This is a genomic window from Stenotrophomonas testudinis (assembly GCF_024499815.1).
Taxonomy (GTDB): Bacteria; Pseudomonadota; Gammaproteobacteria; order Xanthomonadales; family Xanthomonadaceae; genus Stenotrophomonas.
On record NZ_JAMOKY010000010.1, the window covers coordinates 1 to 26,878 of the forward strand.

The following is a 26,878-nucleotide window of genomic DNA, read 5'->3' on the forward strand; positions in this document are numbered from 1 at the left end:
GGGCGGGGGGGGGGGGCGCCGGCCAGAGCGCGGGGGGGGTGGGGGGGGGTGTAGGCGGGGGTGGTTTTTTGCACCCCCGGGGGGGGGGGGGCGGGGGGGCGCGCCGCGGGGGCCCCCCCCCCCAACCGCATCCATCACGCCGGGCATGGCCCGGCGCTACCCGGCGGTCGTTACCCGTATGGCCAACAACTCGCCGCCGCCCTGCAATGCATGCCGCTGCCTTACACCGGCGGCCAACCATGCGGTATCTCCTGCCTGCATCGGCGGCAGCCCGCTGTCCGCGCCGAACTCTGCATGCCCGGCCAGCAGGTACAACGCCCAGGCCACGCCCGGTTCGCAGAAGAAGAACATCGACCCCACCAGCGGCCGGTGCAGCAGCTCGGCCTGCAGCTGCTCCCGCTTCCACATCAGGTTGAAATCGTGGGTGGTGCCATCGACGAGCTCGCCGTCCAGCGCTTCCTCGCCGGCAAAGCGCACGCGACCGTGTGGCGGCAGCACCTCGGCCACGCGGCCATCGGCGAAACGCAGGCGCACGCCATTGCCCTGCAGCAGCACCAGCTCGCGCTCCACGCCGGGGAACGCCGAAAACGCGGCGTCCTGTTCGATCTCGGCCACCGACAGGCGCAGCGCCCAGTCATCGCCCTGCGCGGGAAGGCGCAGGATCTCGCGGGTCCAGCCCAGGCCATTGCGCCAGCGTTCGCGGCGGTAGTCCAGGCTGGAAATCACCTGGCTCGGGGTGCGCAGCAGAGCTTCTATGTCCATGCGCGCATTGCATCATGCCGCGCGCGTTCGCGCATCACCGCGCAGCCACGCCTGCCTCACCGCACTGCGGCGCCAACAGCCTCGAATGCTGCAGCCATTGCGGATCAGGGTAATAGGCAAACACCAGGGTGCCGCCGCGCAGCGAATCGATCAGCGGCCGCGATACCGACAGGCGCACCGCCGGGCAGCCGAGGCTGCGGCCGAGCCGGCCCTGCAGCCGGGCCATGGTCGGGTTCACGTAGGCCGCGCCGTGAATGACGATGGCACGGCCGCGCGCCTTGTCGTTGAAGCCCGGCTCCAACCCGTCCAGGCGCAACGAATAGCCGTTGCCGCCCATGTAGGTTTCCTGCGCGGTGAACGCACCGATGCTGGACATGAAGCTGCCATCGCGGTTGGAGAAGTGCTCGGTGCGGTTGCCGCCACTATTGCGACCATGCGCCACCCATTCCTCGAACAACAGCCGCTGCCGTGCCAGGTCGAACACCCACAGGCGCTGCTCTGTGGACGGCCGCGAATAATCGATCACCCCCAGCCGCTCGGCCTTGATGCCCAGTTCCGGCCGCTGCAGGGCGCAGCGGAGTGCCGTAGCCGCCAGCTTCAAAACGTGGCGGTCGGCGTTGGGCGCCGTGCGCGCCAGCAGCGCGGTCAGGTCGTCGGTGCTGGCGGTGGCCGGCTGTGCCGCCGCCACCGCGCCACCTGCGGCAAGAAGTGCAAGCAGGCCCCAGGCGGCCTGCCAGCGCGTGCGTGAAGCAATCATGGGCACACGGTATTCACTCAGGACTTCTTCGAGGTGGGCGTGGCCGGCTCGGATTCCAAGACCGGCTGCAACCCCGATTCAGCCGCGCTTGGGCGCACCGCCGGCAGCGAGGTGACCAGCAGGGTCGTGCCCGGCACCAGCACCTGGTACAACTGGCGTGCGAAATCAGTCGGCAGCGCCATCGGCAGCGACGGCGTCGCCAGCAGGTCCGGGGTGGCCTGCGCGCGGTCCTGGCCCAGCAGCGGGTAGGCGGTCCACTGGTGCAGGCGCTGCTGGGTGTCCAGCGGGCTCGGCGTTTCGCTGAAGCCCTGCCCCATCACGAACAGGGTCGTGCCCTGGAACGCCGGCAGCGCATCGGCGCGCAGCGGCGATTCGCCGATCATCACGCCATCGCGCAGCACGTACAGGCGCTGGTCGTGCAGGCTGACCAGGATGCCGACCTGGCCGCTGGGCGCGGCCGCATCATCCCACCAGGCCTTGGCCGGGCTGGCGCCTTCGGTTTCCGGCAGCGCCTGGCCGCGCGCGTTCACCGGTGCCAGCACCGCCGGGTACGCCAGGGTCATCGGCGCGCTTTTGGCGTCGGCCACCACCACCGTATCGCCGCGCTGGGTTTCACTGAACAACTTCTGCGCGAAAGCCTGCGGCAGGCGCACGCAGCCGTGCGAGGCCGGGTGCCCGGGCAGGCTGCCGCCGTGCAGGGCGATGCCGTCCCAGGTCAGCCGCTGCATGTAGGGCATCGGCGCGCTGTTGTAGAGGTTGGATTTGTGGTCCTTGTCCTTCTGCAGGATCGTGAACACGCCGGTCGGCGTTTCATGGCCGGCCTTGCCCGAGCTGATCGTGCTCAGGCCGATGGCGATGCCGTTGCGGTACACGTAGGCGCGCTGCTCATCCAGGCTGACCACCAGCACGATCGGGCCGGCTGGCGACACTTCCGGGTGCCACAGGTATTCACCGGGTTTGAGATCGGTCGGGCCGCGCACTTCGGCGGTGGCGGTGGTGCTCTTGGCGGCAGGCGTCGCGGCCTGCGCCACCAGCGGCAGGGCCAGGGCAAGTGCGAGCATCAGGGGAAGACGGGGCAGGCGCATCCAGCAGATTCCAATCCGTGGGGAACCCTCAACCTACACCATCGGCGGTGAGGCGCCACGCCACATTCTGCATCTGCCAGAAAGAGAAATGCCCGGCGACACAGCCATGTGTCGTACCGGGCACTCGTTACGTCCTTGTCGGCCTGCTGCCACCCCCTCGCATCCTGCGCTGTGGGGGCGGCGTTGCATCCTGCACGCGGCCGCATTCGTCCTGTTTATATCTCAGCCCCTTCCACAGGTCTGTGATGCCACCATCCTGGTGATTGGTGCCGCATCCCTGCGACGGTCGGTGGGCACGGCCTTCCTGTCCGTGTCCGATGAACCAGCCTCCTGCCGGTCCCGACGATCCTGCTGTCAACGCCTGGGTACAGAGCGCACCGGTACCGATCCGGGTACCGGATCCGCTGGCAACATCGTGTTGCCGACGGTGATCCGCTGTCGATTCCGTTCGACGATTGCTGTCCCTATCCCCTTCACCTGCGTCAGGTCCTCGACGCGATGAAACGGGCCATGTCTGCGCCGGTGCTCGACGATTGCCGCGGCCTTTACGGCCCCGACCATCGCCAGTCCCTGCTGAAGCGCCTGGGCATCGGCCCGGTTGATGTCGATCGGCTCGGCGGCTTGCGCCCCCACCACCCACATCACCAGCACCAACGCCCTGAACACGACTGACCAAGGCACGACGTGTATCTCCTTGTGGTTCTGGCCGTCCCGACCGGCAATCCCGTCGGTCGAAACAGTGTCCGCCACCACATGTGCACAGCCTATCGGTTTCGGCGATTTCTAAAAGCCAGCCAAATACCCGACGTGCTGTAGGAAAAACCCTACCCCCGGCACAGGCGTAGAATGGCGGCATCACATGCCCATGCAACCGGAGTTTCAGATGGACAGCGCCAAGCTCGGCCAATTCGTCAATGACAAGTGGGACAGCGAGATCGTCCCGCAGTTGGTCGACTACATCCGCATCCCCAACAAGTCGCCGATGTTCGACGCCAATTGGGTACAGAACGGCTACATGGAACAGGCGGTCACCCTGATGGAAAACTGGGCCAAGGCCCAGCAGCTGCCCGGCCTGAAGGTCGAGGTGGTGCGCCTCGAAGGCCGCACCCCGCTGATTTTCCTGGAAATTCCCGCCACCGGCGCCGAGACCGGCGACGACACCATCCTGCTGTACGGGCATCTGGACAAGCAGCCGGAAATGACCGGCTGGGATGACGACCTCGGCCCGTGGACCCCGGTCCTGCGCGGCGACAAGCTGTATGGCCGCGGCGGCGCCGACGACGGTTACGCCATCTTCGGCTCGCTGGCCGCGGTGCTGGCCCTGCAGGCCCAGGGCCTGCCGCACGCCCGCTGCGTGGTCCTCATCGAAGCCTGTGAAGAGTCCGGCAGCTACGACCTGCCAGCCTACGTCGACCACCTGGCTGACCGCATCGGCAAGCCGTCGCTGGTGGTCTGCCTGGATTCGGGCTGCGCCAACTACGACCAGCTGTGGTGCACCACCTCCCTGCGTGGCCTGACCGGCGGCAACTTCACGGTCAAGGTGCTCAACGAAGGCGTGCATTCCGGCGATGCCTCCGGCGTGATCCCGTCCAGCTTCCGCCTGCTGCGGCAGATCCTGTCGCGCATCGAGGACCAGGAGACCGGCCGCATCCTGATCGACGGCATGAACGTGGAGATCCCGGCCGAGCGCCAGGCCCAGGCCAAGCGTGCCGCCGAAGTGGTTGATACCGAGATCTTCGAGAAGTTCCCGATGGTCGACGGCCTGCGCCCGATGAACGAGGACCTGACCGAGCTGGTGCTCAACCGCACCTGGCGCCCGGCGCTGTCGGTCACCGGCGTGGGCGGCATGCCGCCGCTGGAATCGGCCGGCAACGTGCTGCGCCCGCAGACCTCGGTAAAGCTGTCGCTGCGCCTGCCGCCGACCGCCGACGGCAAGACCTGCGGCGAACTGCTGAAGGAAGCACTGCTGCGCGATCCGCCGAACGGCGCCCAGGTCACCCTGGACCTGGAAAAGGCCTCCACCGGCTGGAATGCCCCGGCCATGGCGCCGTGGCTGACCCAGGCCATCGACGACGCCAGCCAGGCCTTCTTTGGCAAGCCGGCGATGTACATGGGCGAAGGCGGCTCGATCCCGTTCATGGGCATGCTGGGTGAGAAGTTCCCGGGCGCCCAGTTCATGATCACCGGCGTGCTCGGCCCGCACTCCAACGCGCACGGTCCGAACGAATTCCTGCACATCCCGATGGGCAAGAAGGTCACCGCCTGCGTGTCGAAGGTCATCAGCGAGCACTACGCCGCCAGCCTGCGTGGCGAGACCAGCGGCTCGCCGGTGGCTGCCGACAGCGGCACCCGCCACGGCGACCACGGCTGCTGCTGATCGCACACCCGTGACGGACGCAGCCTGGCCTTGCTAGGCTGCGTCCACCCCAAGCGGAACGCATGCACATGAATGGTCTGTTCGGCAGCAGCAGCTGGCTGTACATCCTGCTGGTCGGTTTCTTCGTCGGCCTGCTCGGGCGTTTCTTCATGCCCGGCAACAACCGCATGGGCTGCCTGCTGACCATCGTGCTCGGCATCGTCGGCGCCCTGGTGGCCGGCTGGTTCGGCCAGTACATGGGCTGGTATTCCCCCGGCGAGCCGGCGGGTTTCCTCGGCGCGGTGGTCGGCGCGGTGGCCGTGCTGGCGCTAATGCGGCTGTTCACCCCACGCCGCTGATACCCCTCTTCCCTCTTTCCCCCTGAGCTTGGCGCGTCCGTGGCGCCCGGAACTGCCTGCATGACCGAACCTGCTTCCGATCCCCAGCGCAGCGCGCAGCGCCTGCAGTGGGCCCGCACCCAGCTGGACGATGCCAACGCGGTGGTCGAACGCGCCTCGGTCGACGCCGGCCTGCGCAGCTACTGGCGCACCACCAGCACGCGCGGCAGCCACATCGTGATGGATGCCCCGCCCGCTCTGGAAGACCCGCAGCCGTGGCTGCGCATGCGCGGCCTGCTGCACGACCACGGCCTGCGCGTGCCTGCCCTGCTGGCCGGGGATCTCGAAGCCGGTTTCCTGCTGCTGGAAGATCTCGGTGGCCCGACCCTGGCCAAGGTGCTGGACGAGCGCAATGCCGATGCCTGGTTCAGCCGTTCCATCGACCAGCTGCTGCGCCTGCAGGCGATTCCGGTGCCCGACGATTTTGGCCGCTTCGGCGAAGCGCTGCTGCAGCGTGATGCCGGCCTGTTCGACGAATGGTTCCTGCAGCGCCACCTCGGCATCACCCTCGACGGCGCCGAGGCCGAGGGTCTGCAGCAGGCACAGCGCCTGCTGATGGACAACGCGCTGGGCCAGCCCCAGCTGATGACCCATCGCGACTACATGCCGCGCAACCTGATGCCGGTCGACGATGGTCCGGCCATCCTCGATTTCCAGGACCTGGTGCGTGGCCCGATCGCCTACGACGCGGTGAGCCTGTTCAAGGACGCGTTCCTGAGCTGGCCGCTGCCGCGCGTGGATGCCTGGCTGGCGCAGTACCACCAGCGCGCGCTCGACGCTGGCCTGCCGGTACCCGACCGTGCCACCTTCCTGCGCGATGCCGACTGGATGGGCATCCAGCGCCACCTGAAGTGCCTGGGCATCTTCAGCCGCCTGCGCTACCGCGACAACAAGGGCCACTATCTGGACGACGTGCCGCGCTTCATCGGCTACCTCGATGAAGTACTGCCACGCTACTCCGAACTGGCCGCGCTGCAGCAGCTGCTGGACGAACGCATCAAGCCGGCACTGGCCGACCTGGCCGCACCGATGCGCGTGGTGCGCTGATGAAAGCGCTGATCTTCGCCGCCGGCCTCGGCGAGCGCATGCGCCCGCTGACCCTGCACACGCCCAAGCCGCTGCTGGCAGTGGCCGGCAAGCCGCTGATCGTGTGGCACCTGGAGCGGCTGGCCGCGCTGGGCATACGCGAGGTGGTGGTCAATACCGCCTGGCTGGCCGAGCAGTTCCCGGCCACGCTGGGCGATGGCAACCAATGGGGCCTGCAGCTGCACTTCGTGCACGAAGGCGAAACCCCGCTGGAAACCGGCGGCGGCATCCTCAATGCCCTGCCGCTGCTGGGCGATGCGCCGTTCCTGGTGGTCAACGGCGATATCTGGACGGACTTCGATTTCGCCACCCTGCCCGCCGAACCGCAGGGCAAGGCGCATCTGGTACTGGTGGACAACCCGGCGCAGCACCCCGAGGGCGATTACCGCCTGGATGCGCAGGGCCTGCTGCACCACGACCGCACCGGGCCGTGCCTGACCTACGCTGGCATCGGCGTGTACCGGCCGTCGATCGTGGCGGACTGGCGCGCGGTGATCGGCGATGCGCCGGGCAGCGAACGCGTACCGCCGAAGTTTTCGGTGGTGCCGCTGCAGAAGCATTTCATGGCGCAGGGGTTGATGACCGGGCAGCACCATCGCGGGCGCTGGACCGATGTCGGGACAGTGGATCGGCTGCGCGCGCTGGATACGGAGTTGGCAGCGAACCGCTGAGCCCCTCGTGGCTGGATGCCTGATTGGTAGAGTCGAGCTTGCTCGACTGCAAAGCCGTGCTTGGCCGGGCAGGATGGGTACGGACAATTTCCGTGCGCGTCCAGCCACGGAAAAGAAAACGAAAAGCAAAAGCGGATCGCGTCGCTACGCTCGCTCACTTGCTCCTGTAGAGCCGAGCCCGCGCTCGGCTGCCTTTGGCCGTCCGCCAGAATTCAAGAAAGCCGAGCATAGGCTCGGCTCTACAGAAACAAATCATCCACGCATGGCGTGGATCTACTGTGTCGACCAAGGTCGACACCCACCAAGAGCGGAGCACATCAGATCCGAGGTCGAATTCCGAGGCCACCGGCCAACTGTCGAAGGCGGGGCGCTGTGGGCTTGCGGGTGTGAGCCGCATGGATGCGGCGATCAAGCCCCCGTGGATGGGTTTACGGCGTCCCCGCAAGCCCACAGCGCCCCACCTCCCCTCAGGAAGCCAGCACTTGATTTTGACGTTGCTCTGGCTTGCAGCGGGTGCAGGGCAGCAGCCCTGCAAAGAAAACCCCACCCTCAGTACCGGGGCCGGCCTTCTTCCAGCACCTGGCGCAGGAACGGCACCGTGATCCGCCGCTTCGCCGCCAGCGACTCCCGGTCCAGCCAGTCCAGCAGCGTGATCAGCCCACCCAGCTCGCGCCCGGTGTGCGACAGCAGCCACTCGATGGCCGCCTCGTCGATAGCCAGCCCGCGCCGCAGCGCGCGCTCGCGCAGCACCGCCGCCCGGCCTTCCTCGTCCAGCGGCTGCAGCAGCACCCGCACGCACTGGCCCAGCCGCGAACGCAGGTCCGGCAGCACCAGGCCCAGTTCGCCCGGCGCGTGCTGCGCCGTGTACAGCACTGCTACCCCCGCCGCGCGCGCGCGGTTGTGGAAGTCGAACAGCGCGATCTCGTCCTCGCGGTGGCCCGCCACCGCATCCAGGCCGTCCAGCGCCACCAGCTCGCGCTGCTCCAGGCCATCCAGCGCCGCCGCCACCCGGCCGACCGCGCCGGCCAGCGGCACGTAGGTCGGCAGGCGCCCGGCCTGCTGCGCGCTGGAACACATCGCCAGCGCCTGGTGGGTCTTGCCAGTGCCCGCCGCACCTTCCAGGTAGACCCAGTCATGGCTGGCGCCCACCGCGATCGCACGCAGCTGCGCCAGCGCGCCATCCGGCGCGCCGATGAAGGTCTCCAGGCGCTGGTCCCGCGGGTAATGCAGGGCCAGCGGAAGTTGCGGCACACCAATCACTTCGGGTCCGGGCCGTGCTCGTAGGGGTCGAGGATGATATGGGGTGCGTCGATCACGCCATCAAGCACGATGGCCGGCTTTTCGCCGACGTACAGCTCGCTCTGCCGGTAGCGCTGGTGCGCATAGCGCAGCAGCACGTTGCTGACCGCCGCTACCGGCAGCGCCAGCAGCATGCCGAGGAAGCCGAACAGCTGGCCACCGGCCATCACCGCGAAGATCACCGCCACCGGGTGCAGGCCGATCTTGTCGCCGACGATGCGCGGGGTCAGGACGTAGCTTTCCAGCAGCTGGCCCACGGTGAACACCACGCCCACCAGCAGCAGCAGCTTCAGGTCGATGCCCTGCGCCTGCACCAGCGCCGCCACCACCGCCATCACGATGCCGGTGGTCGCGCCCAGGTACGGGATGAAGCTGATCAGGCCGGCCACCAGGCCGATCAACAGGCCCAGCTTCAGGCCGACCAGCGACAGGCCGGCAGCGTAGATCACGCCCAGCGCCACCATCACCAGGAACTGGCCACGGATGAACGCACCCAGCACCTCGTTGGATTCGCGCGCCAGGTTGGTGATCGTGCCGATGTGGTTGCGCGGGATCACCGAGGCGACGCGCTCGACCAGCTTGTCCCAGTCACGCAGGAAGTAGAACGCCAGGATCGGCAGCAGCGCCAGGTTGACCATCCAGGTCACTACGGTGAAGCCCGAGCGCGAGACGTAGCCCATGAAGGTCGTGGCGAAGCCGCCGGCCTGCTGCCAGTGGCTGCGCACCCACTCGATCAGCCGGTCCGGGTCCATCCACTGCATCACTTCCAGGCCGGTCTTCTGCTCGAACCACGGGATGGCGGTCTGCATCAGCCAGGCCTGCGCCTGCGGCACGGCGGCCATCAACGTGGTGATCTGGCGCTCGATCATCGGCACCAGCACCAGCAGCAGCGCGGTCACCACCAGCACCATCGCCACGAACACCAGCACCACGCCGGTGTTGCGCGAGCGGCCGGTGGCCTCGATGCGGTCGACCAGCGGGTCACCCAGCCAGGCCAGCGCCAGGGCCAGCACGAACGGGGTCAGTATGGGGGCCAGCAGCCCCACCACCCAGCCGATCAGCAGGGCGACGGCCACGTACTTCAGCCGTCGCAGGAACTGCGCGATTTCCGCCTCCGGGGATTGGATCATCGCAGTCTGTACTCGTTGCTGACCTGGGCCGGCTGCGGTGCGCCGGTGCTGTCATCGATCGGCGCCGGCAAGGCCGGCAGGGTTGCCGACGGCACCAGCACGCCGTTGTCGCCCAGCATGCGGTTGAAGCCGGCCAGACCGGTGGTCATTTCCAGGTTCAGCTCCAGGTGGTCGGCCGTCGCCCGCAGCGGGGTGACGTTGCGCACCACCGGCACCTCGCGCAGGCCGGCGGCCAGGCGCAGGTATTCATCGGTGCTGTTGATGCCGGTCACCACCACACGGTAGGTACCGGCCGCACCGGTGGCCGCGCCCGCCTTCGCGTAGCGCTTGACCAGGGCATCGGCGGCGCCGTCGGCACCGGCGGCCATGGCGCGCATGGCGTTGGCGTCCTTGGTGGTCCACTTGTTCAGCTCGCGGCCGTTGTCGACGAACACCCAGTCCGCCTGCCAGCCGCCATTGGCGCGGTACAACTTGCCGATCAGCTGCATCGGCGGCGAGTAGCGCGACGAAGCACGGGACACCGCTGCGCTGTCCTGGCGCCAGATGGCCCCGGCCAGCGCCTGTTCGGCGGCACCACCGCTGGGCAGGCCCAGCTTGTAGCCACGCTCGATGGCGCGGTTCAGCAGCGGACGGGCCGCATTGGCCTGCTGCACGCTGACCAGGCGCGGGCCACTGCCGTCATCCACGGCCAGCCAGACCACCGGCTTCGGCCGCGGCTGCGGCCACAGCGGCAGGCCCAGGGCCGAGGCCAGCGCATCGACGTCATCCTCGCGGAAGCGGGCGACCAGCAGGGTCCGGTAACTGGGGGCGCCACTGGCGCCGACGCTCTGGTCCTGCTTGAAGTCGTAGCTGGCCACGTAATCCTTGGCGTTGCGCAGGGCCTGCACGACGCCCGGGCGCGCGGTCACGTTGCGGTCGCCGGACAACTTGCCCAGAACCACGCTCAGGGCACGGGCCAGGCCACCGTTGCGGTCGGCCTCGGCCTGGCTGTTGACGGGCACTTCGGCCTCGTAGGCACCACTGGCGGTGGCGACATCTCCCTCGGTGCGAAGGGCGCTCTGGGCCATCGTGGCCACCGGCAGGCACAACGCAAGGAGCAGGGCGGGAATAAGGCTGCGGCGCATCAGGACATCCATTGGCTCGACGTATCCGGGGGGAATTGTTGCCCGAATACGGACTTTGCGCCAATGCGGCCTGTTAAAATCGTCCATTCAACCCCTGCCAGCGCCGACGCCCGTGACCAACACCCCGTCTTCCGCCCCCTCCCCCCTCACCTACCGTGACGCGGGTGTCGACATCGACGCCGGCAACGAGCTGGTCGAGCGGATCAAGCCCCTGGTCAAGCGCAGCTTCCGTCCGGAAGTGATGGGCGGCCTGGGCGGCTTCGGCGCCCTCTTCGACCTGTCCAACAAGTACCGCGAGCCGGTGCTGGTGTCGGGCACCGACGGCGTCGGCACCAAGCTGAAGCTGGCCCACCAGCTGAACCGCCACGATACGATCGGCATCGACCTGGTCGCCATGTGCGTCAACGACGTGCTGGTGCAGGGCGCCGAGCCGCTGTTCTTCCTGGACTACTTCGCCACCGGCAAGCTGGACATCGACACCGCCGCGGCGGTCGTGGGCGGCATCGCCAACGGCTGCACCGAGGCCGGCTGCGCGCTGATCGGCGGCGAAACCGCTGAAATGCCCGACATGTACGCCCCGGGCGAGTACGACCTGGCCGGCTTCACCGTCGCCGCGGTCGAAAAGAGCGAACTGAAGGACGGCGCCAGCGTGGCCGCCGGCGACGTGCTGATCGGCATCGCCTCCTCCGGCCCGCACTCCAACGGCTACTCGCTGGTGCGCCGCATCTACGACCGCGCCGGCCAGCCGGCCGACCTGGAGCTGGAAGACGGCGTCAAGCTGGTCGACGCGCTGATGGCGCCGACCCGCCTGTACGTCAAGCCGATCCTGTCGCTGCTGAAGTCGCACGGCGCCGCCATCCACGGCATGGCCCACATCACCGGTGGCGGCCTGACCGAGAACATCATCCGCGTGGTGCCCGACGGCCTCGGCCTGGACATCCAGGCCTCGGCCTGGCCGCTGCCGCCGGTGTTCCAGTGGCTGCAGAAGGAAGGCGCGGTGGTCGACAGCGAGATGTGGCGCACCTTCAACTGCGGCATCGGCTTCGTGCTGATCGTCGCCCCGGAGCAGGTCGCCGCGGTGTCCGAAGCCGTGCAGGCGCAGGGCCTGGACCACTGGCCGATCGGCCAGGTGGTCACCGCCAGCGGCGCCGAACGCGTCCGCATCGCCTGATCGGCACCCCAGGAGCCCGCATGGACGCTACGCCCCCGTTGTCCGCCGCACCGGTGCCGCCCCCGGCAGCGGTGGTGCCCGCACTGACCGCACAGGACATCGACCACCTGCGCCTGCTGTCGATCTTCCATTACGTGGTGGCCGGCCTGGCCGCTGTGTTCGGGCTGATCTTCTGCATGCACATCGTGATGGGCATCGCCATGCTCAGCGGCGCCCTGCCGATGAACTCCAACGGCCAGGCCACGCCGCTGCACGAGCAGCAGTTCATGGGCTGGATGTTCATCATCATGGGCGGCTGCGCGGTGTCCTTCGGGCTGGGCCTGGCGGGCTTCATCGCCTATGCCGGGCGCTGCCTGAAGCAGCGGCGCCGGCACCTGCTGTGCATGGTGGTGGCTGCCATCGCCTGCCTGTTCACCCCGTTCGGCACTGTGCTGGGCGTGTTCACCCTGGTCGTGCTGCTGCGCCCCCAGGTGAAGGCGGCCTTCGAAGCCAACGCGCCTTCCCACCTCTGAGACACCCGATGGCCGCCGCATGACCGCACGCATCGCCGTACTGGCCTCCGGCCGTGGCAGCAACCTGCAGGCGATCCTTGATGCGATCGACGCCGGGCGCCTGCCGGCCGAGGTGGCAGGGGTCTTCTCCGACCGCCCCGACGCAGCGGCACTACAGCGCGTCGAGCCCGGCCAGCGCTGGGCACACGCGCCGAAGACCTTCAGCGACCGCGCCGCGTACGAACAGGCGCTGGGCGATGCCGTGCAGGCGGCGGCCCCGGACTGGATCGTCTGCGCCGGCTACATGCGCATCCTCGGCGCCGACTTCGTGCAGCGCTTCAACGGCCGCCTGATCAACATCCATCCGTCGCTGCTGCCGCTGCACAAGGGCCTGCACACCCACGCCCGCGCGCTGGAAGCCGGCGATGTCGAGCACGGCGCCAGCGTGCACCTGGTCGTGCCGGAGCTGGATGCCGGCACCGTGCTGGCCCAGGCACGCGTGCCGGTGCTGGCCGGCGATGACGCAGACAGCCTCGCAAATCGGGTGCTGGCGGTCGAACATCCGCTGCTGATCGCCACCCTGCAGCTGCTGTGCGGCGGTCGCCTGGCTGAACGGGAGGGTCAGCCGACACTCGACGGTCACCCCCTGTTTAGCCCGTTGGCTCTAGATTCCGCCGGGAACCTGAACCGGTAACGCCCGTGCACACGCCCCGCTGACTGCGGGGCTGGCATCCTGCCTCCCTCCTGCGGTTCCTGCCCGCCATGAAGAACACGCCTCCGTTGCGCAAATTCCTGCTGCTGCCGTTCGCCGCGCTCGCTTTCGCCGCCTGGGCACAGACCCCGCCGCCGGCCGGGCGCGCGCCTGTGAGCCAGGCACCGCCGGAACCGGCCGTGCCCGCGTTGCCGGCGATGGCCTGGGAGCCGCCGCCGCTGCAGCCGTTCAGCGCCACCTACCAGGCCTTCTACAAGGGCAAGGAAGCGGGCGATGCGACCATGCAGGTCAGCCACACCGGCGGCAACCAGTGGCGGGTGGACATGCAGGTGGTCGGCCGTCGCGGCTTCGCCAGCGTGCTCGGCCTGAACCTGGAGCAGAGCACCGTGTTCGAGGAGCGCAATGGCGTCTACGCGCCCTTGAGCCAGAGCACCGTGCGCAAGGGCCTGTTCCTGGGCAAGAAGGCGGTGGGCACCTACAACTGGGAAGCCGGCACCGCGCAGTGGACCGGTGACGTGAAGAAGGACCGCGCCCAGCCCATCCCGCTGCAGCCCGGCGACCAGAGCGCGCTGCTGCTGAACCTGTCGCTGATGCGCGATGCCCGCCCCGGCGCGGTGATGCACTACCGCTACGTCGAACTGGGCAAGGTGCGCCAGCACGATTACCAGGCCGCCGCACAGACCGAGAACGTCGAGGTCGGCGACCTGTCCTACAACGCACTGAAGGTGTACCGCACCAACGGCGGCAAGAACGAAACCATTCTGTGGATCGCCAACGGTGTCCCCACCCCGGTACGCATCCTGCAACGCGAAGATGGCGAGGACCGTGTCGACCTGCGCCTGATCGAATACCAAGGAGTATGAGCATGACGACCCTGACCCGCCCGCTGACCTGGATCGCTGCTGCCGCACTGTCGGTGGCCAGCCTGCCGGCCATGGCCCTGCAGCCGTTCAAGGCCGATTACCTGGCCAGCTACATGGGCATGCAGGCCAACGGCACCATGACCCTGGCCAACGAAGGCACCGGCAAGTGGCGCTACAACCTGCAGGTGAAGAACCAGCTGGCCGACCTCAGCCAGAGCACCGTGTTCGAGGAAGTGCGTGGCCAGCTGCGCCCGCTCAGCAGCCAGGACCGCTCGGCGCTGCTGGTGAAGAAGCGCAACGTGCAGGCCAACTACAACTGGACCAGCAACCAGGCCACCTGGACCGGCGACATCAAGCCGGACCGCGCCGGCCCGGTCGCGCTGAAGGCCGGTGACATGGATGCGCTGCTGATCAACCTGGCGATCGCCCGCGACCTGGCCGCCGGCAAGCCGCTGACCTATCGCATGGTGGACGAAGGCCGCATCAAGAACCTGACCTACAAGGTCGTGGGCAAGGAAGCGGTGACCGTGGGCGGCAAGAGCTACCAGGCCACCAAGGTCTCGCGCGTGGACGGCGACAAGGAACAGATCGCCTGGATCGTACCCGAGTTCCCGGTGCCGACCCGCATCCTGCAGCGCGAAGGCGGACGCGACGCGCTGGACCTGACCATCAAGGCGTTGAACTGACGCGCGCGGGGTCGGATCCCTTTCCATCGGAAAGGGCTCTGACCCCATTCATGCTTCCGCGCTGCGCGTTCGCCGGGCATGGCCCGGCGCTACCGTAAGAAAAACGCCCGCTTGCGCGGGCGTTTTTCTTACTTCTTCTCTTCGGCTGCGGCCGGCGTGAACTCGGTACGGCAGTCCACCCGGATCTGCTGGCCACTGCTGCGCCAGACGAAGGTGCGGCAATGGCGGTTGCCTTCCTGGCTGTCGTTCACCGCAACGGCATGGAACGACTGGATGATCTCGTCACGGGTGACCGTGCCATCGCCATTCCAGTCCATGTCCTTCTGCTCGATGCCCTTGGTGATGGCCAGGTTGGCGTACCAGGCATAGCCCAGCCACGCCAGCACGATCAGCACCAGGGCCAGCAGCGCCTTGCGGCGGGGGCTGAAGCGGCCGCGCAGGATCACGGCACGCGCCGGATGGTGGCACCGAGCGAAGACAGCTTCTCTTCGATGTTCTCGTAGCCACGGTCGAGGTGGTAGATGCGGTCGATGGTGGTGTCACCGTCGGCCATCAGGCCGGCCAGGATCAGCGACGCCGACGCGCGCAGATCGGTCGCCATCACCGGCGCACCGCTCAGGCGCTCGTGGCCGCGGGCGATCGCCGTGTGGCCTTCCACCTGGATGTCCGCGCCCAGGCGCAGCAGTTCGTTGACGTGCATGAAACGGTTCTCGAAGATCGTTTCGTTGATCACGCCGACGCCGTCGGCCACGCAGTTGAGCGCCATGAACTGCGCCTGCATGTCGGTCGGGAACGCCGGGTACGGCGCGGTGGTCAGGTTGACCGCCTTCGGCCGCTTGCCCTGCATGTCCAGGGTGATGCTGTCTTCGGTGGTCTCGATGGTCGCACCGGCCTCGACCAGCTTGGACAGCACGGCGTCCATGGTGTTCGGGCGCGCGCGGTTCACGGTCACCTTGCCGCCGGTCATCGCCGCAGCCACCAGGAAGGTGCCGGTCTCGATGCGGTCGGGCAGCACTTCATGGCGGCCACCGGACAGGCGCTCGACGCCTTCGATGACCAGGCGGGCGGTGCCCAGGCCTTCGATCTTCGCGCCCAGGGCGATCAGGCAGTGCGCCAGGTCGGTCACTTCCGGTTCCATCGCCGCGTTGTCGAGGACGGTGGTGCCTTCGGCCAGCACGGCGGCCATCAGCACGTTCTCGGTGCCGGTGACGCTGACCATGTCGAAGGTGAAGTGGCCCCCCTTCAGGCGCTTGGCGGTGGCCTTGATGAAGCCGTTCTCGACCACGATGTCCGCACCCAGCGCCTGCAGGCCCTTGATGTGCTGGTCGACCGGGCGCGAACCGATGGCGCAGCCACCGGGCAGCGACACTTCGGCCGCGCCGAAGCGGGCCAGCAGCGGGCCCAGCACCAGGATCGAGGCGCGCATGGTCTTGACCAGCTCATACGGTGCCACGTGCTGGTTGACCGGACGCGGGTCGACCACGATCGCGCTGCCGCGCGACAGGGTGCCCTGGTCGATGGTGACCCTGGCCCCCAGTTCGCCCAGCAGCTTCACCGTGGTGACCACGTCGTGCAGGTGCGGCACGTTGGTGATCTCCACCGGCGCATCGGCCAGCAGGGTCGCGCAGAGGATGGGGAGGACGGCGTTCTTCGCGCCGGAGATGCTCACTTCACCGTGCAGCGCAGCGCCGCCGGTCACAACGATCTTGGCCATGTATTGGGAATCTTCTGCGGTTCAGCCGGCTTCGGCCGGGGTCACGGTTTTCAGCGCCAATGCGTGGATCGCGCCGCCCATCAGGTCGCCCAGGGTGGCATAGACCATCCGGTGGCGGGCCAGCGGCATCTTGCCGGCGAAGGCATCACAGACCACGGTCGCTTCGAAATGCACGCCGTCGTCGCCACGCACGTCGGCGCGGGCGCCGGGCAGGCCGGTTTCGATCAGGTTGCGGATGGTGTCAGCGTCCAACGGGCTTTCCTAATAAAATGAACCCTCATTCTACTTCCGCTGCGTGGCGTCCGCATGGCCGAGTCCTCCCTGCCCCCCCGTTCCGTCGATCCCGCCGCCCTGGTGGCCAGCGGCCGCCGCGTGTTCGAGATCGAGCAGCAGGCGCTGCAGGCCGTCGCCAACGGGCTGGGCGAGGCGTTCCAACAGGCCTGCCAGACCATCCTGGGCAGCCGCGGCCGGGTGGTCGCCACTGGCATGGGCAAGTCCGGCCATGTCGCCCGCAAGATCGCCGCCACCCTGGCCTCGACCGGCACCCCGGCCTTCTACGTGCACCCGGGCGAGGCCGGCCACGGCGACCTGGGCATGATCACCGAGGACGACGTGGTGCTGGCCCTGTCCTATTCGGGTGAATCGGACGAGGTGCTGATGCTGCTGCCGGTGCTCAAGCGCCAGGGTAACGTGTTGATTTCCATGACCGGCCGCCCGCAATCCAGCCTGGCCAAGGCCGCCGACGTGCACCTGGACGTCAGCGTGCCGGCGGAGGCCTGCCCGCTGGCGCTGGCACCGACCTCCAGCACCACCGCCTCACTGGCGATGGGCGATGCGCTGGCCGTGGCCCTGCTCGACGCGCGCGGCTTCACCGCCGACGATTTCGCCCGCTCGCACCCGGCCGGCAGCCTCGGCCGCCGCCTGCTGCTGCACATCACCGACGTGATGCACAGCGGCGAGGACCTGCCCAAGGTCGATGCCGAGGCCAGCCTCAGCCAGGCCCTGGTCGAGATGAGTCGCAAGCGGCTGGGCATGACCGCCGTGGTCGATGCCCAAGGCGTGCTGATCGGCCTGTTCACCGACGGCGACCTTCGCCGCGCGCTGGATACCGAGCTGGACGTGCGCACGGCGAAGATCGCCGAGGTGATGACCCGCAACCCGCGCACCATCGGCGCCGACCAGCTGGCGGTGGAAGCCGCGCGGCTGATGGAGACCCACAAGATCAACGGCCTGATCGTGGTCGATGGCCAGGGCCGCGCGGTCGGCGCGCTGAACATTCATGACCTGTTGCGGGCCCGGGTGGTTTAACCGAGAGTCGGTAGACCCCATTCAGACTGTACCCCGCACCCGCCCCAATCGAGCCTGATGCCCTGATGCCCTGGTCCCCCCTGCCCGCCTTCCCCGCCCACCTGCATGCCACCGCGGCCCGTATCCGCCTGGCCTGCTTCGACGTGGACGGCACCCTCACCGACGGTCGGCTGTACTACGACAAGGACGGCAACGAGAGCAAGGCGTACTTCGTGCAGGATGGTCTGGGTCTGAAACTGCTGCAGCAGCATGGCATCCACCCCGTGCTGATCACCGCGCGCAACAGCCAGTCGGCGCTGCGCCGCGGTGCCGACCTGGGCATCGACACCCAGATCGCGGTGGGCGACAAGCTGGCCAGCGTGCAGGCGCTGTGCGCCCAGCACGGCATCGGCCTGGACCAGGTGGCGTTCATGGGCGACGACCTGCCGGACCTGGCGCCGCTGGGCGCGGTCGGCCTGGCCGTGGCCCCGGCCAACGCCCACCCGTGGATCGCCGAGCGCGTGCACTGGACCACCCGCAGCGACGGCGGCCGTGGCGCCGCCCGTGAGCTCTGCGACGTGCTGCTGGCCGCGCAGGGGCACATCGATGCGGTGCTGGCGAGGTTCGGCGCATGAATGCTCCGACGCTGAACTGGCGCACCGTGCTCGGCATCGGCCTGCTGCTGGCGGCCCTGCTGAGCAGCTGGGCCGCCCTGCGCAACCGCGACAAGGGCCCGGTGCAGACCGGCCAGGACGTCGGCGTGGATTACATCCTGCACGACTTCCAGATCGTGGCGCTGGACGAACAGGGCAAGGAATCGACCACCCTGCGCGCACCGCTGCTGGAGCGCCAGCGCGGCGACCAGACCATCAACATCACCACCCCGCTGTTCGAGATGCCCGACAAGGACGGCCAGCACTGGACCCTGCGCTCGCAGACCGGCTGGCTCAGCGCCAAGGGCGACCAGATGAAGCTGCGCGGTGACGTTTCCGGCGACAGCCCGGCCGCCCCCGGCGTGGTGCCCACCACCTTCCGTACCGACCACCTGGACGTGTTCCCGAAGGAAAGCCGCGCCCGTACCGATGCCCGGGTCACCATGACCCGCCCGGGCATGGAACAGTCCGGCGTCGGGTTCGAGGTGGATTCGAAGAACAACACGTATCATTTCCTCAGCCAGTCCAAGGGCCGCTACACGCCCCAACGCTGATTCCGCCGCTGGCCCGCGACGTCGCCATTGCGACTGGCGCAGGGCCGCAGCCCCCACCCGCCGCCCGGCCTGACCGGGCAGCCTCACCGGTAGAACGGACCCCGATGAAGATTCCCTTTGCTGCCGTGCTCGCCCTTGGTCTCCTGGTCCCCGCCTTCGCGCAGGCCAAGTCCACCGACCGCAACGAGCCCATGAACATCGATGCCGGCGCACAGGCCGGCAACCTCACCGGCGACGGCAAGACCACGCTGTCGCAGGGGGTCGTCATCACCCAAGGCTCGCTGGACCTGCGTTCGTCCGAGGCCGAGATCTACATGAAGGACGGCGAGGCCGTGCGTGCCGTGTTCACCGGCAAGCAGGCCAAGATGAAGCAGCAACTCGATGACGGCACCTGGATGGACGCGGTGGCCGACAAGATCGACTATGACATCAAGACCGAGATCATCACCCTCACCGGCAACTACAAGGTGACCAGCGCGCGCGGTACCAATGCCGGCCAGCGCATGGTCTACAACACCCGTACCGGCGAGATGAATTCCGGTGGCGACGGCAGCCGCGTGCGTACCGTCATTCCGCCCAAGAACAAGACGCCTGCAGCGCCGGCGGCCGGGAGCAAGAAGTAATGCTTGTCGCCAAGGGCCTGCGCAAGAAGTACAAGCAGCGCGAAGTCGTCAAGGACTTCGGGCTGACCCTCGATGCCGGTGAAGTGGTCGGCCTGCTCGGCCCCAACGGCGCCGGCAAGACCACCTGCTTCTACATGATCGTGGGCCTGGTGGAGGCCGATGCCGGCAGCATCGTGCTCGATGGCCAGGACATCACCGGCGACCCCATGTACACGCGCGCCAAGCAGGGCGTGGGCTACCTGCCGCAGGAACCGTCGGTGTTCCGCAAGCTGACCGTGGCTGACAACCTCCGCCTGGTGCTGGAGCTGCGCGACGATCTGGATTCGGCCGGCCGCGAGCGCGAACTCAGCGGCCTGCTCGACGAACTGCAGCTGGGCCACGTGGCCGACCAGCTCGGCGCCAGCCTGTCCGGCGGTGAACGCCGTCGCTGCGAGATCGCCCGCGCACTGGCCGCCAAGCCGCGCCTGATCCTGCTCGATGAACCCTTCGCCGGCGTCGATCCGATCTCGGTCGGCGAGATCCAGCGCATCGTCACCCATCTCAAGCAGCGCGGCATCGGTGTGCTCATCACCGACCACAACGTGCGCGAAACCTTGGGAATCTGCGACCGCGCGTATATCCTCGCCGAGGGCACCGTCCTCGCCCAGGGCTCGCCGGAAGCGATCCTGGACAACGCCGACGTCCGTCGCGTCTACCTTGGAGATTCCTTCAAGCTGTGACCGCGGACGCCGGGCCCATCCCCTCCGTTTCGGCATAGGCATGAAAACTCGGCTGCAGACATCGTTGGGACAGCAGCTGGTGTTGACACCACAGCTGCAGCAGGCGATCAAGCTGCTGCAGATGTCCACCACCGAGCTGGAGCTGGAAATCGCCCAGGCGGTGGAAAGCAACCCGCTGCTGGACTGGGCCGACAGCAGCGATGCCGGTGCCGGTGCCAGCGGCGACAGCGCCGATGACGGCGGTGCCGACAGCGATGCGCCGCCGGAACCGGCCGCGCCCAGCGGCGACGACTGGGCCCCGGCCGAGCTGGACTGGAACAACCCCGGCAGCAGCGGCAGTTTTGACGACGATGAAGACACCGGCAGCGCCGCCGAGCGCGTGGCCGAGGTCGAGACCCTGGCCGACCACCTGCTGTGGCAGCTGCACCTGTCGCATCTGTCGATGCGCGACCGCAGCATCGGCGCGGCGCTGATCGATGCGCTGGAAGAAGACGGCTACCTGCGCGAGCCGCTGGCGACCATCGCCGAAACCCTGCTGCCGGCCATCCATGCCGGCGAAGACGAGATCCTCACCGTGCTGCACCAGGTGCAGCGCTTCGACCCGGTGGGCGTGGCCGCGCGCTGCCTGGGCGAATGCCTGCAGCTGCAGCTGGACGTGCTGCCCGCCGACACCCCCGGCCTGGCGCTGGCCCGGCAGGTCGCCGCCGGCCCGCTGGAGCGCCTGCCGCGCAGCGGCGTGGCCGGCCTGGCCCAGGAACTGAAGCAGCCGCTGGCCGAGGTCGAGACCGCGGTCGCCCTGCTGCGCTCGCTGGACCCGCGCCCCGGCATCCAGATCGCACCGCTGGCGCAGGACACCTACGTGGTGCCGGACGTGGTGGTGTGGCGGCAGAACGGCCTGTGGCGCGCCGCCCTGGCCGCCCACGCCGGGCCCAAGGTGATCATCCACCGCGGCTACGAACAGATGATCCGCCGCTGCGGCGACGCCGACGCCGGTTACCTGCGCGCGCAGCTGCAGGAAGCGCGCTGGCTGCTCAAGGGCCTGCAGGCGCGCGGCGAGACCCTGCTGCGGGTGGTGCGCAGCCTGATCCAGCAGCAGGCCGGCTTCCTCGAATTCGGTGAACAGGCACTGCGCCCGCTGACCCTGCGCGAGATCGCCGCCGAACTGGGCCTGCACGAATCCACCGTGTCGCGGGCGATCGCCCGCAAGCACGTGCGCACGCCGCGCGGCACCCTGCCACTGCGCGCGTTCTTTGCATCCGGCATCGACACCGAAGGCGGTGGCGAAGCATCCAGTACCGCCATCCAGGCGATGATCCGCCGCCTGATCGATGACGAAAACCCACGCAAGCCGCTTTCTGACGCCAAGCTGGCTGACCTGCTCAAAACGTCGGGAATCCCAGTAGCGCGGCGCACCGTGGCGAAGTATCGTGAGGCCATGAACATCTCCGCCTCGCACGAAAGGGTCAGAATCGCTTGACGCGCCGCCGCGCCCGGCGGAGAGGTTCATTGGCACATCCGAACACAGGAGAAACCCGATGCGCATCGAAACGTTTGGCAAAGATGTCGAAGTCACCCCGGCCCTGCAGTCGTATGTTGAAGAAAAGCTGGCCCGGGTCGGAAAGCACTTCGACCAGCACTGCGAAGCGCGGGTAACCCTCAAGCTGCAGAAGACCGAACACCACGTCGACGCCAGCCTCAATATTCCCGGCCAGACCCTGCACGCCGAAGCCGGCGGCCAGACCATGTATGCCGCCATCGACGTGCTGGCAGACAAGCTCGACCGTCTGGTGATCAAGCACAAGGAGAAAAAACAGCAGCACGCACCGCTGCCGGTGGGCGACAATGGCGGCTGATCGCCACCGCTCCCCGCAGACATGCCACTGACTGACCTCCTGGCGGCCGTGCAGACCCAGCTCTGCACGGCCACCGACCGCGACAGCGTCCTGCAGGCCGCCGCCGGGTTGCTGGCCTGCCGCCAGGCCAACGCCGAACAGATCTACCTCAACCTGTGCCAGCGCGAAGCCCTGGGCAGTACGGTGATCGGTTGCGGCATCGCCATTCCCCACGGCCGGGCCCCTGCCCTGGACCGTCCCCGCGGCGCCCTGCTGCGGTTGCAGACCCCGGTCGATTTCGGCGGCGATGAACCGGTGGACCTGGTGTTCGCCATGGCCGTCCCCGCCCATTACACCCACCAGCACCTGATGCTGCTGTCCGAACTGGCCGAACTGTTCTCGACGCCGTCGATCCGCGACGCCCTGCGCGCGGCCGGCGACGCAGGGGAACTCCGCGAGGCCCTGGACCTTCCTCCATCGGCGAGCGCCGCATGAATACCAGCATCACCGCACGCGAACTGTTCGACCAGCAGCGCGAGCGGCTGGGCCTGCGCTGGGCCGCCGGGAAGGCCGGCGAGAAACGCGAGCTGGAAGCCGGCAACACGGTCTCCCGCCGCCCCTCGCTGGCTGGCTACCTCAATGCGATCTATCCCAACAAGGTGCAGATCCTCGGGACCGAGGAATTGTCCTGGCTGGACGCGCTGGAACCGCGCCAGCGCTGGGAGACCATCGAGAAGATCATGCAGTCGCACCCGCTGGCACTGGTGCTGACCCGCAACCAGCCCTGCCCGGAAGACCTGCGCGCGGCCGCCGATGAATCCGGCACGCCGCTGTGGCTGTCGCCCAAGCGCGGCCATGAACTGCTCAACCACCTGTCCTACCACCTGGCGCGCACGCTGGCGCCGCGGGTGATCCTGCATGGCGTGTTCATGGAGATCTACTCCATCGGCGTGCTGATCACCGGCGAGGCTGGGTCGGGCAAGAGCGAGCTGGCACTGGAACTGCTCAGCCGCGGCCACCGCCTGGTGGCCGACGATGCCCCCGAATTCACCCAGATCGCCCCCGACGTGCTCGATGGCACCTGCCCGGAACTGCTGCAGGACCTGCTGGAAGTGCGCGGCCTGGGCGTGCTGAACGTGCGCGAGATGTTCGGTGATACGGCGGTAAAGAAGAACAAGTACCTTCGGCTGATCGTCCACCTGACCAAGCCGATGACCGAACCCACCCCGCACGGTTACGAGCGCCTGACCGGCGATTCGGGCACCCGCCACGTGCTGGACCTGGACGTGCCGCTGATCACCCTGCCGGTGATGCCCGGCCGCAACCTGGCGGTCCTGACCGAGGCGGCCACCCGCCTGCACATTCTGCGTACCAAGGGTATCGACCCGGCGGCGATGTTCATCGCCCGCCACAGCAACCTGCTGGAACGGCGAACGCCCTGAGCCCCACCACCAAGAGCCTGTCCATGAGCACCCCCACCCCCACCGCCCCGACCCTGATCATCGTCAGCGGCCTGTCCGGCTCGGGTAAGTCCGTCGCCCTGAAGACCTTCGAGGACCAGGACTACTACTGTTCGGACAACCTGCCGATCCAGCTGCTGCCGGCTTTCGTCCGCAGCGTGCTGGAGAACCATGATGGTGGCGCGCCGCGCCGGCTGGCGGTGGGCATCGACGTCCGCGGCCAGGCCGACCTGAGCCAGCTGGGCAACTGGCGCACGCTGGCCACCGATGCCGGCGTGGAAACGAAGGTGCTGTACTTCGAGGCCAGCGACGAGACGATGCTCAAGCGCTATGCCGACACCCGTCGCCGGCACCCGCTGAGCCAGCTCGGCCTGTCGCTGCCCGAAGCCATCGCCCGCGAGCGCGAGCTGATCGCACCGCTGCGCCGCGAGGCCGACGTGGTGATCGACACCAGTGCATTGAACGTGCACCAGCTGCGCCGGCGCATCATCACCGAGTTCGCGATGGGCCACGCCACGCGCCTGTCGCTGCTGTTCGAATCGTTTGCCTACAAGCGCGGCGTGCCGGCCGAGGCCGACTTCGTGTTCGATGCGCGCGTGCTGCCCAACCCGCACTGGGACCCGGACCTGCGTGCACTCAGCGGCCGCGAGCCCGGCGTGCGTGACTACCTGGAAGCGCAGCCGGACGTGCAGCGCTACCTGACCCAGCTGATGGATTTCCTGGACACCTGGCTGCCCAAGCTGGGCGATGGCACGCGCAGCTACGTGACCGTGGCCTTCGGCTGCACCGGCGGCAAGCATCGCTCGGTGTACCTGGCCGAGCGCATGGCACGGCACGCCCGCGAGATGGGCTGGGATGACGTGGCCACGTACCACCGCGAACAGGATTGAGGGATGGGGTGGGATCCCTTTTTCAACGAAAAAGGGCTCTGACCCCGGCAACGCTGAATACGGGACACAGTGCCCCTCTCCTGCTGCTATCGCCAATTCACCTCGACCTGTTAACGTGCAGTAATGACCTGTGGCATTCTCCTCGTAACACATCCCGGGGTCGGGACCGCCCTGCTTGACGTGGCGACCCGGCTCCTGCGGCAATTGCCGCTGAAAACCGAAGCTTTCGAAGTACCGTTCGACGCAGACCTGGATGCCCTTCTCCCGCTCGCCTCGGCTGCTCTGCGCCGGGTCGATGGTGGCGAAGGCGTGCTGATCCTGACCGACCTGTACGGCGCCAGCCCCGCCAACCTTGCCGGGCAGCTGGCCCGGTTGGGGACCCCGGTTCGCCGGGTGTCGGCGCTGAGTCTGCCGATGTTGCTGCGGGTGATGAATTATCCGGAACAGGGACTGGATCAACTGCCCGCCACAGCCGCGGCGGGCACCCGTAATGGAGCGATAGTCGACGATGCTTGAACGAGAACTCACCGTGAGCAACCGCCTGGGCCTGCATGCCCGGGCCACCGCCAAGCTGGTGCAGACGCTGGCCCCATTCCGCTGCAACGTGACCATGGCCGCCAAGGGCCGTGAGATCAACGCCAAGAGCATCATGGGCGTAATGCTGCTGGCCGCCGCCCAAGGCACCCCGGTCACCATCCGCATCAACGGCGAGGATGAAGCCGCGGCGATGGATGCCGTGGTCGACCTGTTCGAGCGCCGCTTCGACGAGGACAGCTGAGCGTGCCACGCGCACGCGCCGGCCAATCTGCCACCGGCCAACGGCCGGTACAGCTGCTGGCCGGCCACGGCGCCGCACGCGGTTCGGCGATGGGACGGGCGCGGGTGCGCCTGCCGCACGCGCTTGAGGTCGCCGAACAACGCGTCGCGCCACATCAGGTGGAGGCCGAGCTGGCACGCCTGCACCGCGCACTGGATGCCGCACGCGCGGAAATGCATGACCTGCGCCAGCGCCTGCACGGTGCACTGAGCCACGATGTCGGCGAGTTCCTCGACCTGCACGCGCTGCTGCTGGACGACCCCGAACTGCTGTATGGCCTGGACGAACTGATCCGCAGCGGTCCCTACAGTGCCGGCTACGCGCTGCGCCTGCAGCGCGACCGCCTGGCCAAGGTCTTCGATGGCATGGACGATGCCTACCTGAAGAGCCGCATGGACGATCTGGACCATGTGATCGGCCGCATCCATGCCTTCCTGCAGCCCGACCGCCCGCCGGTGGTGAAGGGCCTGGCCGGCGAGATCCTGGTCTGCGACAACATCGCCCCGTCCGAGCTGGCCCAGCTGCAGGCGCAGGGTGTGGTCGGCATCGTCACCGCCGCCGGCAGCGCGCTGTCGCACAGCGCGATCCTTGCCCGCAGCCTGCACCTGCCGCTCATCGTCAACGTGCAGCAGGTGCTCAGCCGCATCGCCGACGGCGACGTGCTCATCATCGATGGTGCCGACGGCAGCATTACCGTCAACCCGCAAGCCGACAACCTGCGCGATTACCGCGTGCGCCTGAAGGAGCACGCGCGCGAGCAGCGCGAGCTTGGCCGCCTGCGCAGCAAACCCAGCCGTACCCGCGACCAGGTCGACATCGCCCTGCTGGCCAACGCCGAATCGCTGGAGGACGTGACCCAGGCGCATGCGCTGGGCGCGCAGGGGCTGGGCCTGTACCGCACCGAATTCCTGTTCCTGCAGCGCAACGAGCTGCCGGACGAAGAAGAACAGTTCCAGACCTACCGCGATGCCGCTCTGGGCATGAGCGGGCGACCGGTCACCATCCGCACCCTCGACCTGGGCGCGGACAAGGCCGACCGCACCGGGCTGACCCTTAGCAACGAGGAAAACCCGGCACTGGGCCTGCGCGGCGTGCGCCTGTCGCTGGCGCGGCCGAAGGTCTCCGATACCCAGATGCGCGCGATCCTGCGCGCGTCGGCCTACGGCAAGCTGCGCGTGCTGATCCCCATGGTCAGCACCCGCGAGGAACTGCTGGCGGTACGCCGGCGCATGCTCAAGCTGACCGAACAGCTGCGCGGCGAAGGCCACGTGGTGGCCGAGCACGTGCCGCTGGGCGCGATGATCGAAGTGCCCGCCGCTGCGCTGGCGCTGGAGAGCTTCATCGACCTGGTCGACTTCCTGTCGATCGGCACCAACGACCTGGTGCAGTACCTGCTGGCCGCCGACCGCAACAACGAGGCGCTGGGCGAGCTGTATTCGCCGCTGCACCCGGCGGTGCTGCGCCTGCTGCAGATGGTCATCGACACCGGCGCACGCCATCGCATCCCGGTGGCGGTGTGTGGCGAGATGGCCGGCGACGCGCGCATGACCCCGTTGCTGCTGGCACTTGGGTTGAGCGAGTTCAGCCTGCACCCGGGCACCCTGCTGGAAGTGCGTCGTGCGATCCGCGAGGCCGACCTGGCCACCTTGCGCGCGCGCGCGCCGAAGCTGCTGGCCGCGCGCGACCGCCGCGGCATCGAGCGCTGGCTGGCGCTGGTGGCCGAGACTCCCTGACTGCC

Annotated in this window: 32 protein-coding genes; 22 read left to right on the plus strand and 10 right to left on the minus strand. The window is 68.3% G+C overall.

Annotated features, from left to right (window positions below; genetic code table 11):
• Positions 1 to 156 precede the first annotated feature (156 nt).
• The 4 genes from NQ204_RS08080 to NQ204_RS08095 form a co-directional block, all read right to left on the minus strand.
• Positions 157 to 762, minus strand: coding sequence for a HutD/Ves family protein (locus NQ204_RS08080; RefSeq protein WP_256643545.1), 606 nt, complete (start codon positions 760 to 762; stop codon positions 157 to 159).
• A 34-nt stretch (positions 763 to 796) separates the two neighbouring features.
• Positions 797 to 1,519: a murein L,D-transpeptidase catalytic domain family protein gene (locus NQ204_RS08085; protein ID WP_116862993.1), complete on the minus strand. Its 723-nt coding sequence runs from the start codon at positions 1,517 to 1,519 to the stop codon at positions 797 to 799.
• A 17-nt stretch (positions 1,520 to 1,536) separates the two neighbouring features.
• Positions 1,537 to 2,604, minus strand: coding sequence for a L,D-transpeptidase (locus NQ204_RS08090; RefSeq protein ID WP_116862992.1), 1,068 nt, complete (start codon positions 2,602 to 2,604; stop codon positions 1,537 to 1,539).
• A gap of 354 nt (positions 2,605 to 2,958) precedes the next feature.
• A complete protein-coding gene (locus NQ204_RS08095; protein ID WP_256643546.1) occupies positions 2,959 to 3,285 on the minus strand; it encodes a ComEA family DNA-binding protein in 327 nt (108 codons plus the stop codon).
• A gap of 202 nt (positions 3,286 to 3,487) precedes the next feature.
• Between NQ204_RS08095 and NQ204_RS08100 the strand changes: the two genes are divergently transcribed.
• The 4 genes from NQ204_RS08100 to murU all read left to right on the plus strand — a co-directional run bounded on the left by NQ204_RS08100 (position 3,488) and on the right by murU (position 7,115).
• Positions 3,488 to 4,981, plus strand: a complete 1,494-nt coding sequence (locus NQ204_RS08100; RefSeq protein ID WP_116862990.1) for a M20 family metallopeptidase — start codon at positions 3,488 to 3,490, stop codon at positions 4,979 to 4,981.
• A 68-nt stretch (positions 4,982 to 5,049) separates the two neighbouring features.
• Positions 5,050 to 5,319, plus strand: a complete 270-nt coding sequence (locus NQ204_RS08105; protein ID WP_079220926.1) for a GlsB/YeaQ/YmgE family stress response membrane protein — start codon at positions 5,050 to 5,052, stop codon at positions 5,317 to 5,319.
• A 60-nt stretch (positions 5,320 to 5,379) separates the two neighbouring features.
• On the plus strand, positions 5,380 to 6,405 hold the full coding sequence (locus tag NQ204_RS08110; RefSeq protein ID WP_116862989.1) for an aminoglycoside phosphotransferase family protein: 1,026 nt from the start codon (positions 5,380 to 5,382) through the stop codon (positions 6,403 to 6,405).
• Positions 6,405 to 7,115: an N-acetylmuramate alpha-1-phosphate uridylyltransferase MurU gene (murU, locus tag NQ204_RS08115; protein ID WP_116862988.1), complete on the plus strand. Its 711-nt coding sequence runs from the start codon at positions 6,405 to 6,407 to the stop codon at positions 7,113 to 7,115. Before NQ204_RS08110 ends, murU begins: the two co-directional genes overlap by 1 nt.
• Before the next feature lie 549 nt (positions 7,116 to 7,664).
• Here the strand turns inward: murU and hda are convergent.
• Genes hda through NQ204_RS08130 form a run of 3 tightly spaced genes read right to left on the minus strand, consistent with a single transcriptional unit; the run spans position 7,665 to position 10,668 of the window.
• Positions 7,665 to 8,372: a DnaA regulatory inactivator Hda gene (hda, locus tag NQ204_RS08120; RefSeq protein ID WP_116863017.1), complete on the minus strand. Its 708-nt coding sequence runs from the start codon at positions 8,370 to 8,372 to the stop codon at positions 7,665 to 7,667.
• A complete protein-coding gene (locus tag NQ204_RS08125) occupies positions 8,372 to 9,544 on the minus strand; it encodes an AI-2E family transporter (RefSeq protein ID WP_256643547.1) in 1,173 nt (390 codons plus the stop codon). Before NQ204_RS08125 ends, hda begins: the two co-directional genes overlap by 1 nt.
• Positions 9,541 to 10,668 (minus strand): DUF2066 domain-containing protein, encoded by a 1,128-nt coding sequence (locus tag NQ204_RS08130; RefSeq protein WP_243402659.1) that lies wholly within the window; start codon positions 10,666 to 10,668, stop codon positions 9,541 to 9,543. Before NQ204_RS08130 ends, NQ204_RS08125 begins: the two co-directional genes overlap by 4 nt.
• A gap of 112 nt (positions 10,669 to 10,780) precedes the next feature.
• Between NQ204_RS08130 and purM the strand changes: the two genes are divergently transcribed.
• The 5 genes from purM (at position 10,781) to NQ204_RS08155 (ending at position 14,591) form a co-directional block, all read left to right on the plus strand.
• The gene (gene purM / locus NQ204_RS08135; RefSeq protein WP_108768048.1) at positions 10,781 to 11,839 is read left to right on the plus strand and encodes a phosphoribosylformylglycinamidine cyclo-ligase; all 1,059 of its coding nucleotides are present in this window, start codon (positions 10,781 to 10,783) and stop codon (positions 11,837 to 11,839) included.
• 20 nt (positions 11,840 to 11,859) lie between these two features.
• Positions 11,860 to 12,351, plus strand: a complete 492-nt coding sequence (locus NQ204_RS08140) for a hypothetical protein (RefSeq protein ID WP_116862985.1) — start codon at positions 11,860 to 11,862, stop codon at positions 12,349 to 12,351.
• Between the two features lie 19 nt (positions 12,352 to 12,370).
• A complete protein-coding gene (gene purN, locus NQ204_RS08145) occupies positions 12,371 to 13,024 on the plus strand; it encodes a phosphoribosylglycinamide formyltransferase (protein ID WP_116862984.1) in 654 nt (217 codons plus the stop codon).
• Positions 13,025 to 13,092: 68 nt separating this feature from the next.
• Positions 13,093 to 13,905 carry a DUF3108 domain-containing protein gene (locus NQ204_RS08150; protein ID WP_116862983.1) on the plus strand — a complete coding sequence of 271 codons (813 nt, stop codon included), beginning with the start codon at positions 13,093 to 13,095 and terminating at the stop codon, positions 13,903 to 13,905.
• A 2-nt stretch (positions 13,906 to 13,907) separates the two neighbouring features.
• Positions 13,908 to 14,591, plus strand: coding sequence for a DUF3108 domain-containing protein (locus NQ204_RS08155; protein ID WP_116862982.1), 684 nt, complete (start codon positions 13,908 to 13,910; stop codon positions 14,589 to 14,591).
• A gap of 128 nt (positions 14,592 to 14,719) precedes the next feature.
• Here the strand turns inward: NQ204_RS08155 and NQ204_RS08160 are convergent, their stop codons facing one another.
• From NQ204_RS08160 to NQ204_RS08170, 3 genes are read right to left on the minus strand one after another with little or no spacing between them, the layout of a single operon-like run.
• The gene (locus NQ204_RS08160; RefSeq protein WP_256643548.1) at positions 14,720 to 15,037 is read right to left on the minus strand and encodes an EF-hand domain-containing protein; all 318 of its coding nucleotides are present in this window, start codon (positions 15,035 to 15,037) and stop codon (positions 14,720 to 14,722) included.
• Positions 15,034 to 16,305, minus strand: a complete 1,272-nt coding sequence (murA, locus tag NQ204_RS08165) for a UDP-N-acetylglucosamine 1-carboxyvinyltransferase (RefSeq protein ID WP_256643549.1) — start codon at positions 16,303 to 16,305, stop codon at positions 15,034 to 15,036. Before murA ends, NQ204_RS08160 begins: the two co-directional genes overlap by 4 nt.
• Before the next feature lie 21 nt (positions 16,306 to 16,326).
• The gene (locus tag NQ204_RS08170) at positions 16,327 to 16,557 is read right to left on the minus strand and encodes a BolA family protein (protein ID WP_053519423.1); all 231 of its coding nucleotides are present in this window, start codon (positions 16,555 to 16,557) and stop codon (positions 16,327 to 16,329) included.
• Between the two features lie 54 nt (positions 16,558 to 16,611).
• Here NQ204_RS08170 and NQ204_RS08175 point away from each other — a divergent pair, with 54 nt between their 5' ends.
• From NQ204_RS08175 to ptsP, 13 genes are all read left to right on the plus strand, one after another.
• Positions 16,612 to 17,613 carry a KpsF/GutQ family sugar-phosphate isomerase gene (locus tag NQ204_RS08175; RefSeq protein ID WP_256643550.1) on the plus strand — a complete coding sequence of 334 codons (1,002 nt, stop codon included), beginning with the start codon at positions 16,612 to 16,614 and terminating at the stop codon, positions 17,611 to 17,613.
• Between the two features lie 65 nt (positions 17,614 to 17,678).
• A complete protein-coding gene (locus tag NQ204_RS08180; RefSeq protein WP_108746100.1) occupies positions 17,679 to 18,227 on the plus strand; it encodes a KdsC family phosphatase in 549 nt (182 codons plus the stop codon).
• Positions 18,224 to 18,799, plus strand: coding sequence for an LPS export ABC transporter periplasmic protein LptC (gene lptC, locus NQ204_RS08185; RefSeq protein ID WP_116862978.1), 576 nt, complete (start codon positions 18,224 to 18,226; stop codon positions 18,797 to 18,799). Before NQ204_RS08180 ends, lptC begins: the two co-directional genes overlap by 4 nt.
• A gap of 104 nt (positions 18,800 to 18,903) precedes the next feature.
• Positions 18,904 to 19,422 (plus strand): lipopolysaccharide transport periplasmic protein LptA, encoded by a 519-nt coding sequence (lptA, locus tag NQ204_RS08190; RefSeq protein ID WP_108768038.1) that lies wholly within the window; start codon positions 18,904 to 18,906, stop codon positions 19,420 to 19,422.
• Positions 19,422 to 20,141 carry an LPS export ABC transporter ATP-binding protein gene (lptB, locus tag NQ204_RS08195; RefSeq protein ID WP_108768037.1) on the plus strand — a complete coding sequence of 240 codons (720 nt, stop codon included), beginning with the start codon at positions 19,422 to 19,424 and terminating at the stop codon, positions 20,139 to 20,141. The genes lptA and lptB overlap by 1 nt, the downstream gene beginning before the upstream one ends.
• Before the next feature lie 40 nt (positions 20,142 to 20,181).
• Positions 20,182 to 21,618 carry an RNA polymerase factor sigma-54 gene (locus NQ204_RS08200; protein ID WP_116862977.1) on the plus strand — a complete coding sequence of 479 codons (1,437 nt, stop codon included), beginning with the start codon at positions 20,182 to 20,184 and terminating at the stop codon, positions 21,616 to 21,618.
• Positions 21,619 to 21,676: 58 nt separating this feature from the next.
• A complete protein-coding gene (hpf, locus tag NQ204_RS08205) occupies positions 21,677 to 21,994 on the plus strand; it encodes a ribosome hibernation-promoting factor, HPF/YfiA family (RefSeq protein ID WP_079220898.1) in 318 nt (105 codons plus the stop codon).
• Between the two features lie 21 nt (positions 21,995 to 22,015).
• Entirely contained in the window at positions 22,016 to 22,468 is a 453-nt protein-coding gene (locus NQ204_RS08210) for a PTS sugar transporter subunit IIA (protein ID WP_116862976.1), read from the plus strand.
• A complete protein-coding gene (hprK, locus tag NQ204_RS08215) occupies positions 22,465 to 23,415 on the plus strand; it encodes an HPr(Ser) kinase/phosphatase (protein WP_108764291.1) in 951 nt (316 codons plus the stop codon). The genes NQ204_RS08210 and hprK overlap by 4 nt, the downstream gene beginning before the upstream one ends.
• Positions 23,416 to 23,438: 23 nt before the next feature.
• Positions 23,439 to 24,323, plus strand: a complete 885-nt coding sequence (rapZ, locus tag NQ204_RS08220; protein ID WP_256643551.1) for an RNase adapter RapZ — start codon at positions 23,439 to 23,441, stop codon at positions 24,321 to 24,323.
• 123 nt (positions 24,324 to 24,446) lie between these two features.
• Positions 24,447 to 24,839, plus strand: coding sequence for a PTS sugar transporter subunit IIA (locus NQ204_RS08225; RefSeq protein WP_010483657.1), 393 nt, complete (start codon positions 24,447 to 24,449; stop codon positions 24,837 to 24,839).
• Positions 24,832 to 25,101, plus strand: coding sequence for an HPr family phosphocarrier protein (locus tag NQ204_RS08230; protein ID WP_079220894.1), 270 nt, complete (start codon positions 24,832 to 24,834; stop codon positions 25,099 to 25,101). Before NQ204_RS08225 ends, NQ204_RS08230 begins: the two co-directional genes overlap by 8 nt.
• Before the next feature lie 2 nt (positions 25,102 to 25,103).
• A complete protein-coding gene (ptsP, locus tag NQ204_RS08235) occupies positions 25,104 to 26,873 on the plus strand; it encodes a phosphoenolpyruvate--protein phosphotransferase (protein WP_256643552.1) in 1,770 nt (589 codons plus the stop codon).
• Positions 26,874 to 26,878: the final 5 nt, after the last annotated feature.